The 14,095-nt window shown below is 33.8% G+C and carries 12 protein-coding genes; 2 read left to right on the plus strand and 10 right to left on the minus strand.

Translation table 11 applies throughout. The features are described from left to right. Positions 1–40: 40 nt before the first annotated feature. From ACLTBU_RS14990 to ACLTBU_RS15000, 3 genes are read right to left on the minus strand one after another with little or no spacing between them, the layout of a single operon-like run. Entirely contained in the window at positions 41–1,423 is a 1,383-nt protein-coding gene (locus ACLTBU_RS14990; protein ID WP_177670052.1) for a VanW family protein, read from the minus strand. 39 nt (positions 1,424–1,462) lie between these two features. Beyond that, positions 1,463–1,618, minus strand: coding sequence for a hypothetical protein (locus ACLTBU_RS14995; protein WP_177670050.1), 156 nt, complete (start codon positions 1,616–1,618; stop codon positions 1,463–1,465). Beyond that, on the minus strand, positions 1,587–3,623 hold the full coding sequence (locus tag ACLTBU_RS15000; RefSeq protein WP_412219740.1) for an ATP-dependent helicase: 2,037 nt from the start codon (positions 3,621–3,623) through the stop codon (positions 1,587–1,589). Before ACLTBU_RS15000 ends, ACLTBU_RS14995 begins: the two co-directional genes overlap by 32 nt. A 406-nt stretch (positions 3,624–4,029) precedes the next feature. Between ACLTBU_RS15000 and ACLTBU_RS15005 the strand changes: the two genes are divergently transcribed. Next, positions 4,030–5,283: a glycosyltransferase family 4 protein gene (locus tag ACLTBU_RS15005; RefSeq protein ID WP_412219742.1), complete on the plus strand. Its 1,254-nt coding sequence runs from the start codon at positions 4,030–4,032 to the stop codon at positions 5,281–5,283. A 16-nt stretch (positions 5,284–5,299) separates the two neighbouring features. Here ACLTBU_RS15005 and nth read toward each other — a convergent pair whose 3' ends face one another. Together nth and ACLTBU_RS15015 are read right to left on the minus strand one after the other, a co-directional pair. Beyond that, positions 5,300–5,992 carry an endonuclease III gene (gene nth / locus ACLTBU_RS15010; RefSeq protein WP_249334108.1) on the minus strand — a complete coding sequence of 231 codons (693 nt, stop codon included), beginning with the start codon at positions 5,990–5,992 and terminating at the stop codon, positions 5,300–5,302. A gap of 10 nt (positions 5,993–6,002) precedes the next feature. After that, positions 6,003–7,721, minus strand: coding sequence for a B12-binding domain-containing radical SAM protein (locus tag ACLTBU_RS15015; protein WP_320651265.1), 1,719 nt, complete (start codon positions 7,719–7,721; stop codon positions 6,003–6,005). Positions 7,722–7,845: 124 nt separating this feature from the next. Between ACLTBU_RS15015 and ACLTBU_RS15020 the strand changes: the two genes are divergently transcribed. Further along, positions 7,846–8,214: a hypothetical protein gene (locus tag ACLTBU_RS15020; protein ID WP_177670041.1), complete on the plus strand. Its 369-nt coding sequence runs from the start codon at positions 7,846–7,848 to the stop codon at positions 8,212–8,214. Positions 8,215–8,259: 45 nt separating this feature from the next. Here ACLTBU_RS15020 and ACLTBU_RS15025 read toward each other — a convergent pair whose 3' ends face one another. The 5 genes from ACLTBU_RS15025 to ACLTBU_RS15045 all read right to left on the minus strand — a co-directional run bounded on the left by ACLTBU_RS15025 (position 8,260) and on the right by ACLTBU_RS15045 (position 13,927). Continuing rightward, positions 8,260–8,526 (minus strand): hypothetical protein, encoded by a 267-nt coding sequence (locus ACLTBU_RS15025; RefSeq protein ID WP_412219747.1) that lies wholly within the window; start codon positions 8,524–8,526, stop codon positions 8,260–8,262. 82 nt (positions 8,527–8,608) lie between these two features. After that, complete coding sequence (gltA, locus tag ACLTBU_RS15030; RefSeq protein ID WP_177670037.1) at positions 8,609–9,994, minus strand: NADPH-dependent glutamate synthase; 1,386 nt, start codon at positions 9,992–9,994, stop codon at positions 8,609–8,611. After that, complete coding sequence (locus ACLTBU_RS15035; RefSeq protein WP_177670035.1) at positions 9,987–10,826, minus strand: sulfide/dihydroorotate dehydrogenase-like FAD/NAD-binding protein; 840 nt, start codon at positions 10,824–10,826, stop codon at positions 9,987–9,989. Before ACLTBU_RS15035 ends, gltA begins: the two co-directional genes overlap by 8 nt. A gap of 169 nt (positions 10,827–10,995) precedes the next feature. Beyond that, on the minus strand, positions 10,996–12,345 hold the full coding sequence (gdhA, locus tag ACLTBU_RS15040) for an NADP-specific glutamate dehydrogenase (protein ID WP_412219749.1): 1,350 nt from the start codon (positions 12,343–12,345) through the stop codon (positions 10,996–10,998). Between the two features lie 241 nt (positions 12,346–12,586). Then, a complete protein-coding gene (locus ACLTBU_RS15045) occupies positions 12,587–13,927 on the minus strand; it encodes a L,D-transpeptidase family protein (protein ID WP_412219751.1) in 1,341 nt (446 codons plus the stop codon). Positions 13,928–14,095 lie beyond the last annotated feature (168 nt).

Raw genomic sequence — 14,095 nt, forward strand, 5'->3', positions numbered from 1 at the left:
AGGTTCAAGCTTATAAGCTTGAACCTTTTTATTTTAACTTTTAATCTAGCCTTGGTTTAGTTCCTACTTTAATGACCTCTCCCCTAGCCTTATAATAACTTGTATTAATAAGTTCTTTTGAAACGAGTTCACCATTCTTATACATAAGGCGATACAGTTTTACCGTCTTACCTTCAAGTGGTGTGGTCTCTTGAATTTCCTGGTCCTCATATAAGGTATCATCTTCCTTATAGATTGTTGGAGGTGGTGGTGTTGTCTTAATGAGTTCAGAACTAAATTTAACTTCATCATAAGGTAACTTTAATGCAGCATCTCCAAATAGATTCACAATAATCTTATTATCTTCACAGTAGCTCTCTACAAATAAAGGATATTGTGAGTTATTCCTAAACTTAAAGTCTATAAGTTCTGATGCATAAGTAGCATCTCTGCCTAATGGTACATAAGCTACAGGTAAAGAGTGGTTTGCACGTGATATAATTTCTATATCACTTAATAAAAGTGCATTATAAAGAGTAGATGCAATTTGGCATACACCACCACCTATTCCCTCCTCTAACTTTCCATTTACAATGACTTTAGAAGCTTTATAACCTGCATCTGGGGTAATAGGTTCCAATTTGCTCCCAAGTGAAAAGCTCTCACCTGGATTCAATTTTGCATTAATTTTAGATGCTGCAATAGCAAGGTTTTGATTACGGTCTTGATCAGCATTATTATATGAAGTAGAAAAGCTAGCAAGTGGTGTTTGGGCTTTTTCAAGTTCCTTAGCAGTTACAGCTGGGGTTACTTCTTTCATAACGATTTGAATAGGCCTAATAGGAAGCTCATTAGCCGTTAACATATCATAAATAATACTGGCTGTAGCTTGACTATCTAATGCATAACCTATTTGCTCTGGTGTTACGTAAAACTGCCTATTCTTTCTTTCAATAGTTGCATCTATAGGTGCTTCTTCAAAAAAATGCGCTTGTACTTCTAAAGCTTTTTCAATCTCTGATAAATCATATGAGGTTTGAACGAGATAATGTATGGACTCTAAAGCAGTATTTTTAGAAGCTAGAAAACGTTTGAATATATGTCCCTCATGGCCTGGTGTATAAGCATCTTGTAAAACTTCGTCTAAGTTGCTCGTTGGATTAAATGTATCTAAAGATAAATGTATTTGTTTATCCTTATTAAATAAAGTAATAAAATGTTCCTCATTATAGGTGTTAAGCTGCTCTTTAATCTTTATGAGGGCTTCTTCTTGTGTAAGGCCTCCTATAGCTACATCATTCACATAAATATGATTCGCAAAGACAAGATTATATTGTGTAACTTCATGATACACATAAATAGCTGCTGCGCCTATTCCAATAAAAATGAGGATTAGCATAACGACTAAACTAACTTTAAGCTTTTTCTTTTTGTCAGTTGCCATAGTCCGCCTCCTCTATAAGCTTCTATACCTGTTCTGACTTTAATAAGCAAATTGACCTAGCACACCTAGTAGCATAAGAAAGGCCAAGAAAAGACTAATTCCTGCTACAATACCTTTTTTATTTTTATTAAATGCACTATAAATATTAAAAGATTGTTTCTTTTTACCTTTTTTGTTTGTCTTTTGAGCTTTCATTTTTTTCCTCCCGAGATAATAAATGATGTTTAATACAATACATATAATCTACTACTTTTTGACCATTTTTGAAACGTATAAAGGCTTTAGAACCATCTAACTTTACAACTTTACCCTGCCCATACATTTTATGTTTGATACAGTCACCTTCTTTAAGTGTAATCTTTGGTGTTAGTGTTTCCAAAATAAAAGGAGAACTTTCTGCTTTTTTCTGATATCTATTTTTTGGAATATATAAGTACAGTCTTTCTTTAGCTCTTGTTAAAGCCACATAGAAAAGCCGCCTTTCTTCTTCTATTTGAGTATCACTTAAACTTTTACTATGTGGAATAACACCATCTAAGATATCAATGATAAAAACTGCACCGAACTCTAATCCTTTAGCACTATGCATAGTAGTCAGCGTCAATGCATCATGACCTTTTTGGCGTGAGCTTTGCTTCACGCTCATAGAAATAGCATATAAAGCTTCCTCCCACTCCTCAACACGTGCATACTCCCTTGCAGAATCTTCAAGTTCTAGGAGCATATTTACCAAACCTTCACTAGGTATTTTACGGTAAGCTGCATATTCTATAAGATACTTTTCATAGCCTATAGTATGCCGGATGTAAGGAATAGCTTCTTTTAACGTAAGAGTCTTTAATCTTTGTAAATTAAAAATAAGTTCTTCAATACGATCTTTTTGAAGTCTACTAAGAAGGTCTGATTCTAAAAGATTCTTGAGTAAATTTCCACCCTTTTTCCTTGCATCTTCTAAAGCAAGCTTACTAATATAACGAGTAGGCCTATTAATAATTTGGAGAAGCCTTTCGCTATCTTCTATATTGTATGCTAAATGTAAATAGGCAAGAATATCTTTTGTCATCCATTGATCATATAAAGTTACCATAGCATCCTTAATAATAAATGGAATCTGCACAGTACGTAAAGCTTCAATAAGTGGTCTTGCTTGTATATTGGTACGGTAGATAATAGCACACTCTTTTAAAGGTAATCCAGCTGCATTTAGCTTTAAAATTTCCTTTAGTACAAGACTTGCCTGTTCTTTTGCATCTTCACAGTAAGTAACAATAGGCTTATCTCCTTCTATATGAGCAGCATGCATGATTTTCTCATATCTATTTATATTATACCCTATTAAACTATTACTGTAACGTAAAATATTTGGCGTAGATCTATAGTTAACATCCAAGATAATCTTCTGAACAGGGTTAAAGTATTCTTCAAAAGAAAGTAAAAACTCAGGTTTAGCGCCTCGAAATTGATAAATACTTTGGTCATCATCACCGACAACAAATAGGTCAGTATGCCTGCTACTTAAAAGTTTAATGATTTCAAACTGTACACAGTTAATATCTTGAAATTCATCAATAAGAATATGTTTATATTTAGATTGATAGAAAGTAAGAATATGTGGATCATTTCTTAACAAATAATACGTGTGTACAAGCATATCATCAAAATCAAATAGACCATGACGTTCTTTATACTGCTCATAGCTATTGAATACTTTTAAGAATACTTCTTTAGAAATACCATCAGGATTATAGTATTTAGGTTGAATCAGTTGATTAGTCATAAGCGTTAGATGCCCTAAAAAGACTTCTATAAAATCTTCATAAGCATCTCCTGTGTCCATACCTTGATAAATTTTCTCAATAACTTGTCTTTTTTTATCTTCACTGATTAGACGTTCTAAAGCGTAACGATTAGGATCTGCCTTTCTAAGCATACGATAAAACACAGAGTGGAAAGTCCCAAAAGTAACCCCAGTTTGATGCGTGGCTTTTAAATAACGCCCTTTCATTTCTTCTGCGGCAGCCTTAGTAAAGGTAATAACAAGTATATGTTGAGGCTGGCACTGAAGATGACTAATCATATAACGTACACGTTCAGTAATAACAAAGGTTTTGCCAGAACCAGGACCAGCGATCACCATTGTAGCACCAAGGGGCATCTCTACAGCTTGTTTTTGATTAGAATTAAGTTGTTTTGTTTCCATATGATTACATCTTTCATTTATAAGTTTTTCTTTTTTCATTATACTCTTTTCTTTTATTTAAAATCAATTTGTATTATAATAAATATAGTTTTTGTACGCTAGTTAAAGAGAAAGAATTAATTTTTAAGTATGTTCCTACTATTAGTCACCTTTTCTATTCTCATATTATTGACTATAGAGAGGCATAAAATACCATATCTTAATAGCCAGCTTATCAAGCTGTTGGATTTAAAAATTTTTCTAATGTAGGCATCTAAATGCATTACTGAATAACGTACTTTCATGTAAAATCTTAAATATGAATAAACTTTTTATCATTTTATGAATGAATTGATTGAGTATGCGGTATGATTATAAGAAGAAAATGCATACAAATCATGTTAAACTGAATTAAGAGGGTGTAAAAATGAATATAGGTATATTTACAGATACGTATTTGCCACAAATTAACGGTGTTGTAAGTTCTATTGTAACACTAGAACAACAGCTTATTGCACAAGGTCATAACGTTTATATTTTTACGATTAGCCATCCACAGGCACATGATGATAAACCTTATGTCTATCGTATTCCTAGCTTACCTTTTGTCTTCTTAAAAGACCATCGCGTAGGTATTATTTATTCGACCAAACTTGTACGTCGTGTAAAAAAACTAAAACTAGATATTATTTTATCTCAAACGGAATTCTCTTTGGGCTTTTTAGCAAAACTTATTTCTAAACAAATCCATGTACCTATTGTACATACTTACCATACTATGTATGAAGAATATATGCATTATATTTCAAAGGGTGTTGAATTTTCTCCAGAACTTGCACGTAAATACAGTAAGATGTTTTGTAATAGTGTAGATGGTATTGTAGCACCTACAGAAAAAACGCGTGATTTACTTCTTAGCTATGGGGTGAAAAAGCCTATTGAAGTTATTCCAACAGGTATTAACTTTACACCATTTCATCCTAGTCGTTATACAAAAGAGGAAATTAGTAGCTTAAAAGCACAATTTAGTCTAGACCCTACTGCTCCTACCATCCTTTTTGTAGGTCGTGTTGCTAAAGAAAAAAGCATCGATGTTGTCCTTCACGCACTTCCTGAAGTTATTAAACAAGTACCTCATGCACAACTTTTCATTGTTGGTGATGGCCCGGAGATGACTCACTTAAAAGAGCTAACTCAAACATTGCATCTAGAGGAACATATTATTTTTGCAGGGCTTCAGCCTTGGCAAACTATTGGCAAGTTTTATCAGCTAGGAGATGTATTCGTAAGTGCTTCTGTTTCAGAAACACAAGGGCTGACTTTTGCAGAAGCTATGGCCGCTGGTCTACCGGTTGTAGCTAAACATGATGAAAGCATCGAGGGACTTGTTATTGATGATTATAACGGCAAGAAATTTACTACAACAGAAGAACTTTCTATAGCCCTCATTAAACTGCTTAAAGATGAAAGTTATAGAAAAACTCTATCTGTTCATGCTATGAGTTCAGTTGCCCCACTTTCTGATGAAATCTTTGGAAAAAATGCTTTGACCTATTATGAAAAAATTCTTGCACTTAATGAACAAGATAAGAAAAAAGATAAGAAAAAAGATAAGAAGAAAGTTGATAAAGCTACCAAAAAAATAGAAACAAAAATCCGTAAAAAAAGACGTGTTCAATAGAACACGTCTTTTTCATTTAATACATATGCCCCTTCTCTAATGCTTCTTTAGCTTCCTCTGTCAAGTCATCCATTCTTTTACTAAGTCCATATGGACAAAGAGCTAGAAACATACAATCCATACATTTAGGTGCTCTGGCTGTACAAATGGCTCGTCCATGAGCAATAACTTGCGTATTATAACGAATCCAATGCTCTTTAGGAAGCTTCTTCATAAGATCCATTTCAATAGCTACAGGATCTGTACATAAAGTTATTCCCCATCTAATAGAGATACGCTTAACATGGGTATCGACCACCACACTTGGAATCTTAAAGATATTACCCCTCACAACATTAGCTGTCTTACGCCCCACTCCTGCAAGTTCAGTAAGTGCATCAAGGTCTTGTGGCACTTCACCACCATATTGTTCATAAATAGTCGTTGCACAAGTTTTAATATTTTTAGCCTTATTTTTATAAAACCCTGTACTTTTTACATCTTGCTCAAGCTCTTTTAAATTAGCCATAGCAAAGTCTTGGGCTGATTTATATTTAGCGAATAAATCCTTTGTTACAATATTGACTCTATCATCTGTACACTGTGCACTTAAAATAGTCGCAATAAGTAATTGCAGAGGATTTTCATGGTCTAAGTAACATTTTACATCTTTCTCATAATACTTATCTAATATATCAAGTATAGCTTGTATACGTTTTTTTTCTGTCATAGGCTACTCCTTATAGCTTAATAGGTCTAAAATGAGTTTTCTGTTCTGTATAATCAAAGAGTACTGGACTAGGTTCCTCTAATTTAGCATTATTTTTATATACATTATAGCTGAACCATTCCATGTGCATACGTCTTAAACGTTGTCTTGAAGTCCAGTTTGCACTCACCCCAAGGTGTTCAATCATATATTCATCATCTCGAATAATAGCGTTAGCTTGTTCTCTATAGGGTGCTTGATCAAGGGTCATAAGTTCTTCAGGTACTTCTTTTACCATTTCATGCAGGTACCAATCAAAACGAATCAGCTCTTTAAGAAGATCTAGATTAACACCTTCTATATCTTTTGCAAATGGTACCAGTAAGGTATAATACGCTGCTTTCTTATGTGGAATCTTATCATAATCATTAGCTTCCCAATAATGTGCTAATGCTTCGTAAAAATCAAATGGTGAATTAAATAAAGTATAGAGATATTCTAAAGTATGTTTGAAACGCTCACTATTATAATATCTTTCCACCATTTCCTCTATTCCATGCAATATAAGTAATTCTTTAAAACTTAGTTCATTTGTATAAAGTACTTCATATGGCGCTTTAGGGCTGTAGACAATACCATATTTTTCTGCATTTTTTCTTAGTCCTGAACCTTTAAGAAGTTTTAAGAAACCAAGTTGGAATTGTTCGGGTCTAAGTGAAATAACATCATTAAATGAATGTCTAAATGAAGCATAATCTTCATAAGGAAGACCTGCAATAAGGTCAAGATGCTGATGAATATTGCCAAGAGCCTTGATTTTAAGAGCAATTTCTTTAATATCTTCAAATGGCATTTTACGGTCAATAACCGTTAAAACATCCATATTAGTAGACTGTACACCAATTTCAAACTGGATAAGACCAGGTCTTGCATCTTTTAATACTTCTAAACATGCATCATCTAATAATTCAGCTGCTATTTCAAAATGGAAGTTGGTATAACCATTGTCATGTTCAATAACATACTGCCAGATTGCGCGTGCAAAGGCCTTACGTGTATTAAATGTACGGTCTACAAACTTAATTTGCTTAACTCTTTGATCAAGGAAATACTGAAGTTCGTTTAACACACGTTCAATAGGCATAAAACGTACCCCTTTTTCTATAGAGGATAGGCAGTACTGGCAGTTAAATGGACATCCTCTAGATGCCTCATAATAAATAATTTTATGTTCAAGTCCTGAAAGATCATCATAAACAAAAGGTAAATTAGCAAGGTCCATAAGAGCCCTTGCTTGATTACGCACTACTTCTCCCTTTTCGTTACGATACACAATACCTTTAATCTCTTCCAGTACTATATCTCCATCAATAAGATGCTTAAGGTACTCATACCAAGTTTCTTCACCTTCATTTTCAATGACTAAGTCAATAGGCAATCTTTCAAATAAAGCTTCACTATTATAAGAAACTTCAGGACCACCTAGTACAATTTTTGTATTTGGTAAGACTTTTGTTAAAATAGGTAGTAGTTCTTCAATTAAATCCATATTCCAAATATAGCAAGATAATCCTAATACATCTGGTTGTTTATTGTAGAGCTGTTTAATAATTTCATGCATTTCATGATTGATAGTAAGTTCTAATACCTCTAAATGTTCTTTATAGTCACTGCAGTAACCTTCAATTAATCTTAATGCTAATGATGAATGAATATATTTAGCATTAAATGATACAAGTAGTATTTTCACAATGTATAATTCCCTTCCTTTGTAACGTTAACTTTATTATAGCACGTTTTAAAGCTTGCAAAAAGCGACTCAAATTTGTTATACTATTTTATACAATTTATTAAAAAAGAGAGCTGAGGATAGAATGGAAGAGAAAAAACATGTTTCATTTGATGTTGTAAAGGAAACACTTCCTAAGAAAAAGAAAGTACATTACGAATGGGAAAAGCCTCAAAATCATGTTCTTGAACCCTGGCACTTTAGTACTGTTTCTTTAACTTTAGATATACTTATTTTGATGATGTACTTATTTGTAGATCAGTGGATAGCCCTTCAAATTCCACTTGGTTATACAGGGCTTTTATTAAGTGTTATAAGTATTATAATGAGCTATCTTCTTCTTAAAAGAAAAAAATGGTCTATAAGTATTATACGTTATACACAGATTATAAATCGTCTAGCTATTGGCATTACAGCTATTATGATCTTGCTTACAGTATTCATTTCTGCTTAAAACAAAAAAGCACTGCTTTAGCAGTGCTTTTTTGTTTAGATTTAATTAATAGTTAGGTGTAGCAATTGGTGTTGTATTAGTATTTGAACCATAACCTGTAGTACCATTGTTATATGTTCCCATACCGTAACCATTGTTATAACCTGTGCCATAGCCATTACCTGTGCCATAGCCATCATAGTAACCATTATAACCATAACCGTTACCATAGCCATAACCATCATAACCAGTTGTAGAATCGTAACCTGCTGCACAACCTACAAATGATAAAATTCCTACTACTGCTAACATTAACATCAATGCTTTTTTCATATTGCATTACTCCTTTGCTGTTTAAATGTTATGAGTTTAGTATAAGCAAAGTGCAATATTTTATACTCCCTGTTCAAACAAGTTATTTTTTTAATTTTTCATGAATAGCATGAGCTGCTTTTTTACCGGCTCCCATAGCAAGAATAACTGTTGCAGCACCCGTTACAACATCTCCACCTGCATAAACATTCTCTTTACTTGTCTCCATTGTTTCTTCATTAACGATAATGCCACCCCATTTTTGTACATCAAGTCCAGGTGTTGTACTACGAATAAGTGGATTTGGACTTTGTCCAATGGCAATAATAACTGTATCCATATCAAGAAGGTGTTCACTACCTTCTTGTACAACAGGTCTTCTTCTTCCAGATGCATCTGGCTCACCAAGTTCCATATTGACACATTCAATATGACTTACCCTACCTTCTTTGCCATGGATCTTAACTGGATTACAAAGTAGCTTAAAAATAATTCCTTCTTCTTTAGCATGATGAATTTCCTCACGTCTTGCAGGAAGCTCTTCTTCTCCACGTCTATAAATAATATAAACCTCATCAGCACCTAAACGTTTAGCTGTACGTGCGGCATCCATAGCTACGTTTCCACCACCTACTACTGCCACTTTACTACCTACAAAAATAGGTGTTGGATGATTTGGAAAATCATAGGCTTTCATTAAATTAGAACGTGTTAAAAACTCATTGGCAGAATAAACACCATTTAAGTTTTCACCTTCTATATGCATAAAGTTTGGAAGTCCTGCGCCACTCCCTACGAATATAGCACTATATCCTTCCTCTATTAGTTCATCAATAGTAATGCTTTTTCCAATAATAACATTTTTTTCAATTCGTACGCCTAAGTCTACAATTTTTTGGACTTCTTTTGCCACAAGTTCTTTAGGTAATCTAAACTCTGGAATACCATAAACAAGTACACCACCAACTTCATGCAATGCTTCAAATAAAGTAACTTCATAGCCCATCTTTGCAAGTTCACCTGCACAAGTTAATCCTGCTGGTCCTGCTCCTACAACAGCTACTTTAATCCCATTAGACCCTGCTTTTTCTATTGTTATATCTGTATGGTTCATAACATAATCTGCTACAAAACGCTCAAGTCGTCCAATAGCAACAGATTCTCCTTTTTTGCCACGAATACATTTACCCTCACATTGATTTTCCTGTGGACACACACGTCCACATATAGCAGGAAGCGCATTTTCAGAAGTAATGACTTCATAAGCTTTTTCAAAATCTCCCTTCGCCACTTCTTCTATAAACTCAGGAATAGGCACATTAACAGGGCATCCAGCAACACAGAAGCGTTGTTTACAATGTAAGCATCTTGTTGCCTCTTCTATAGCCATATCTTCCGTATAGCCTCGAGCCACTTCTTCAAAATTTTTATTACGAATATCTGGTGCCTGTTCAGGCATTTTTACTTTATCTAATCGCATATTAGGCATTTGTTCCACCCCCAAGTTTAAGGTTGCAAATATGTTGTTCTTGTTTCTTATACATAGATTGTCTTCTCATGGCCTCATCAAAATCTACTTCAAATCCATCAAAGTCAGGTCCATCTACACAAGCAAATTTTGTTTGTCCACCTACAGTGACACGGCATCCCCCACACATACCTGTTCCATCGATCATAATAGGATTCATAGATACCATAGTTGGTATATTTAAAGGTTTCGTCACACTTACAACAGCCTTCATCATTGGAAGTGGACCAATTGCAATGACTTCATCATACTGACGTCCTTTAGCAAGTAATTCGTTGAGGACAGTTGTTACAAATCCTTTTGTTCCAAGTGAACCATCGTCTGTAGCAAAGAATAATTCGTTACTTACTGCTTTAAACTCATCTTGTAAAATAACATAATCTTTATCTCGTCCACCTAGAATAACATCACAACTTACACCTTGAGCTTGTAACTCTTTAATCTGAGGATAAAGTGGTGCTGCACCTACACCTCCACCTATGCCAAGTACGCGACGTTTTGAATTATGTAATACAGATGCCACACCTAATGGCCCTGCAAAATGTGCAAGGGTGTCACCAACTTCTTTTTGAGCTAATTTCTGAGTAGAATAACCTACAATCTGATAGATAATAGATACAGTTTCTTTTTCTCTATCATAATCCTGAATAGTTAACGGAATACGTTCATCCCCTTCTTCTACACATAAAATGATAAATTGTCCTGGCATGCACTTACGTGCTACAAACGGTGCATGAATGACCATTTTTTCTACTAAATGATTAAGTTTTTGTTTTGCTACTATTTTATACACGATAGCCTCCTATACAACCTGTAGTATTCTTATATCGACTTTAACATTTAAATCTATATACTTTCTCCCTTACTTCTATATGTTCGCATAAAACATTATATTATAATAAATTTATAATGCATAGATAAAATTCTAAAAAAAATAAAAACTCCCTTATAGGGAGTTTTTATTAATAAGCAACGCCTTGCATATACATAGCATCTGCTACTTTTAAGAAACCTGCTATATTGGCACCTAATACATAATTATCTACATCCCCATATTCTGTAGCCGCTCTACGTGCACTTGCATGAATGTCTTTCATAATATCCTGAAGTTTTGCATCTACTTCTTCAAATGACCAGTTATAACGCATGCTGTTTTGAGACATTTCTAACCCAGAAGTTGCAACCCCACCTGCATTGGCTGCTTTACCTGGTCCAAAGAGTATTTTATGTGATAAGAATAAATCAACTGCTTCAGGTGTACATGGCATATTGGCCCCTTCTGCAACAGCTTTAATACCATTTTCAATAAGCACCTTAGCATCTTCCCCATGTAATTCATTTTGTGTTGCACAAGGCAATGCAATATCACAAGGAATTTGCCAAATACCTCTGCAACCTTCTGTATAAGTTGCGGCTGTTCTAACTTTTACATATTCATAAATACGTTTTCTATCTACTTCTTTAATTTGTTTCATTAAATCAATATCGATACCTTCTGGATCATAAATATAACCATTTGAATCACTCATAGCTACAACTTTAGCCCCCAGTGCCATAGCTTTTTCAGCAGCATAAATAGCTACATTTCCAGAACCTGAAATAACAACCGTTTTATTTTCAAAGGAGTCATTTCTTGTTTTAAGCATTTCAGCTGTAAAGTAACAACAACCATAGCCTGTTGCTTCTTTTCTTACAAGAGAACCACCATAAGTTAGGCCTTTTCCTGTTAATACTCCTGTAAACTCATTCCTTAAACGTTTGTACTGACCATACATATACCCGATTTCACGTGCACCTACACCAATATCTCCAGCTGGTACATCTGTATCTTGTCCAATATGTTTAGCGAGTTCTGTCATAAAGCTTTGGCAAAAACGCATAATCTCATTATCCGATTTACCTTTAGGATCAAAGTCACTACCACCTTTACCACCACCCATAGGTAAACCTGTTAAGGAGTTCTTAAAAATCTGTTCAAATCCTAAAAATTTAATAACCCCTAAATTAACTGAAGGATGGAAACGTAGACCCCCTTTATAAGGTCCAATAGCACTATTAAATTGTACTCTAAAACCTCTATTGACTTGAACTTTTCCTGTATCATCTACCCATGAAACTCTAAATATAATAATTCTTTCTGGCTCTACAATACGTTCAAAAATACCTGCATCTACAAATTTAGGATTTTTTTGTGCTACAGGTTCCATACATAATAAAACCTCTTTCACTGCTTGATGAAATTCAGGTTCTGCTGGATGATTTGCTACTACACGTTGCATAAGATTTTCCATATATTCGGTACAAAATGCCATAATACGCCTCCTTATAATATGTAGATTTAAACTTCAAATATCTTATAATTTTATACTAGTATATTAACATATTATTGAAAAATTGCAAGAGTGATTGAATTGTTTTTCACATATTTGTGGATTCATAAATATAAATACGGTAATTTTTTATACTATATCATTAAATATGAATTAAAGATTAAAAAAACTTTCATTTTATCATAAAAAGAAGCTTGGCTATAAGCTTCTTTTTAAATGTCTATTACGGATGAATCACGACCATCGTATCAAGTGGTAAATTATTATAAAGCCAAAGTGCATCTTCCTCTCTCATAACAACATTACCTTTTGTTTGTCCTTCTCCTAGCCTATTAAGTACATTCATCTTAATCTCCCAATGCTCATTTCGACTCATCCCATGTATCCGAAGCCCTTCTGAAAGTGTAAGCCAGTAGTTGGCACCTTCTTTTTCTGTTTCAGAAAAATATTTATCTCCTTTATCTTTAATATAAAATGTCCCCTTAGCTGTAGGACTCTTAGGAGCACCACCTGAACATTGTATACGTTTTATCTCTTGCGTACCTTGATAAACAATCATTTCTTGATTTTTACCTAATACGATCTCAGCCCAATAACGGTCTTCCTTTAAAGGAAGTGTTGTAAAGTTAAGAGGTATTTTATCACTTAACTCTCCTGAAGCAACTTGAATTTGCACATAAGCTTCATAACTTCTTCCTGCTCCTAGTACATAATTAGGGTAAAATTCAGCATAATAATCGTTTTTGAGTTCACCTTTAAGAAGCTCACCATCAAGCTCTATATAGGCAGCTTCCATAGGTGTTTTACTTCTTACAATAATTCTAGGATATAAACCTACCCATTTGCTACCACTCTTAGGCACTACCTCATCTATTATTGGTTTAATATCTGTTTTCAAGACTACATTTTGATTTTCACCTAACATTACTCCAGATTGTGAAGGCATGCCTTTTTTAAAGGTTAATATGTATTTATGATCATTTTCAAGTGGTTGTTTAGGCGTAAAGGTAAAGGACGTATAATCTATAATTTCTTTTCCATTTTGTATTATTTTTAAAGGCTCTATGATAAAGTCTGCATCAGATGCTAAATATTTATGGACAACTTCCTTTTTCATAGGTGTATTAAATTTTACAATAAAAGATTGAGTAGTTGAGATTAAAATTTCATCAATAGGTTCTACAATATGTATAGGGGTTTTAAACTGAATAGGGATAGTCGCTTCTTTATAAATCTTTTCATATATAGTTGGTGCTTTATCAATAATAAGTTGGACTTTTTGCCCTTTAATCTGTCCCTTCTCTTCTACAATAATTTCACATACGTGATCATTGACCCAATTAACCTGGCAAGCAAAATTTTCTGCATAGCCTAGTTGATTTTGTATTTTTATATGCTTATTAAAAGAACCTTTATCCATTGGTAGTAAAAAATTAATGGTAACAGAGGCCTTGTCCTCACCTACCTCACTCCAATGAAAATTTAAATCTTTTACAATAAAAATAGAAAGGGTTAAAAGCACTACAGTAAGTGCCACCGCAAAAACTATTTTATTAGGTTTCATCCTCTCACCTCACATTGATTTCTATAGCAATATATATGTAAGAAATGGGACAATCATACCTAATTTAGTATAAAAAAGCACACAAAAAAAGCACCTTTATTAGGTGCTTAACAAGTGCCCAGAGCCGGAATCGAACCAGCGACACGAGGATTTTCAGTCCTCTGCTCT

This window comes from Zhenhengia sp., assembly GCF_046966505.1.
In the GTDB taxonomy this organism is placed as follows: Bacteria; Bacillota; Clostridia; order Lachnospirales; family Cellulosilyticaceae; genus Zhenhengia; species Zhenhengia yiwuensis.

Excerpts from the sequence above, each read along its gene's own strand:
- ACLTBU_RS15025 (WP_412219747.1), bottom strand. The coding sequence starts at position 8,526 with ATGAAAAAAGCATTGATGTTAATGTTAGCAGTAGTAGGAATTTTATCA.
- nth (WP_249334108.1), bottom strand. The coding sequence starts at position 5,992 with ATGACAGAAAAAAAACGTATACAAGCTATACTTGATATATTAGATAAG.
- ACLTBU_RS15005 (WP_412219742.1), top strand. The coding sequence starts at position 4,030 with ATGAATATAGGTATATTTACAGATACGTATTTGCCACAAATTAACGGT.
- ACLTBU_RS14995 (WP_177670050.1), bottom strand. The coding sequence starts at position 1,618 with ATGAAAGCTCAAAAGACAAACAAAAAAGGTAAAAAGAAACAATCTTTT.
- ACLTBU_RS15000 (WP_412219740.1), bottom strand. The coding sequence starts at position 3,623 with ATGGAAACAAAACAACTTAATTCTAATCAAAAACAAGCTGTAGAGATG.
- gltA (WP_177670037.1), bottom strand. The coding sequence starts at position 9,994 with ATGCCTAATATGCGATTAGATAAAGTAAAAATGCCTGAACAGGCACCA.
- ACLTBU_RS15020 (WP_177670041.1), top strand. The coding sequence starts at position 7,846 with ATGGAAGAGAAAAAACATGTTTCATTTGATGTTGTAAAGGAAACACTT.
- gdhA (WP_412219749.1), bottom strand. The coding sequence starts at position 12,345 with ATGGCATTTTGTACCGAATATATGGAAAATCTTATGCAACGTGTAGTA.
- ACLTBU_RS14990 (WP_177670052.1), bottom strand. The coding sequence starts at position 1,423 with ATGGCAACTGACAAAAAGAAAAAGCTTAAAGTTAGTTTAGTCGTTATG.
- ACLTBU_RS15045 (WP_412219751.1), bottom strand. The coding sequence starts at position 13,927 with ATGAAACCTAATAAAATAGTTTTTGCGGTGGCACTTACTGTAGTGCTT.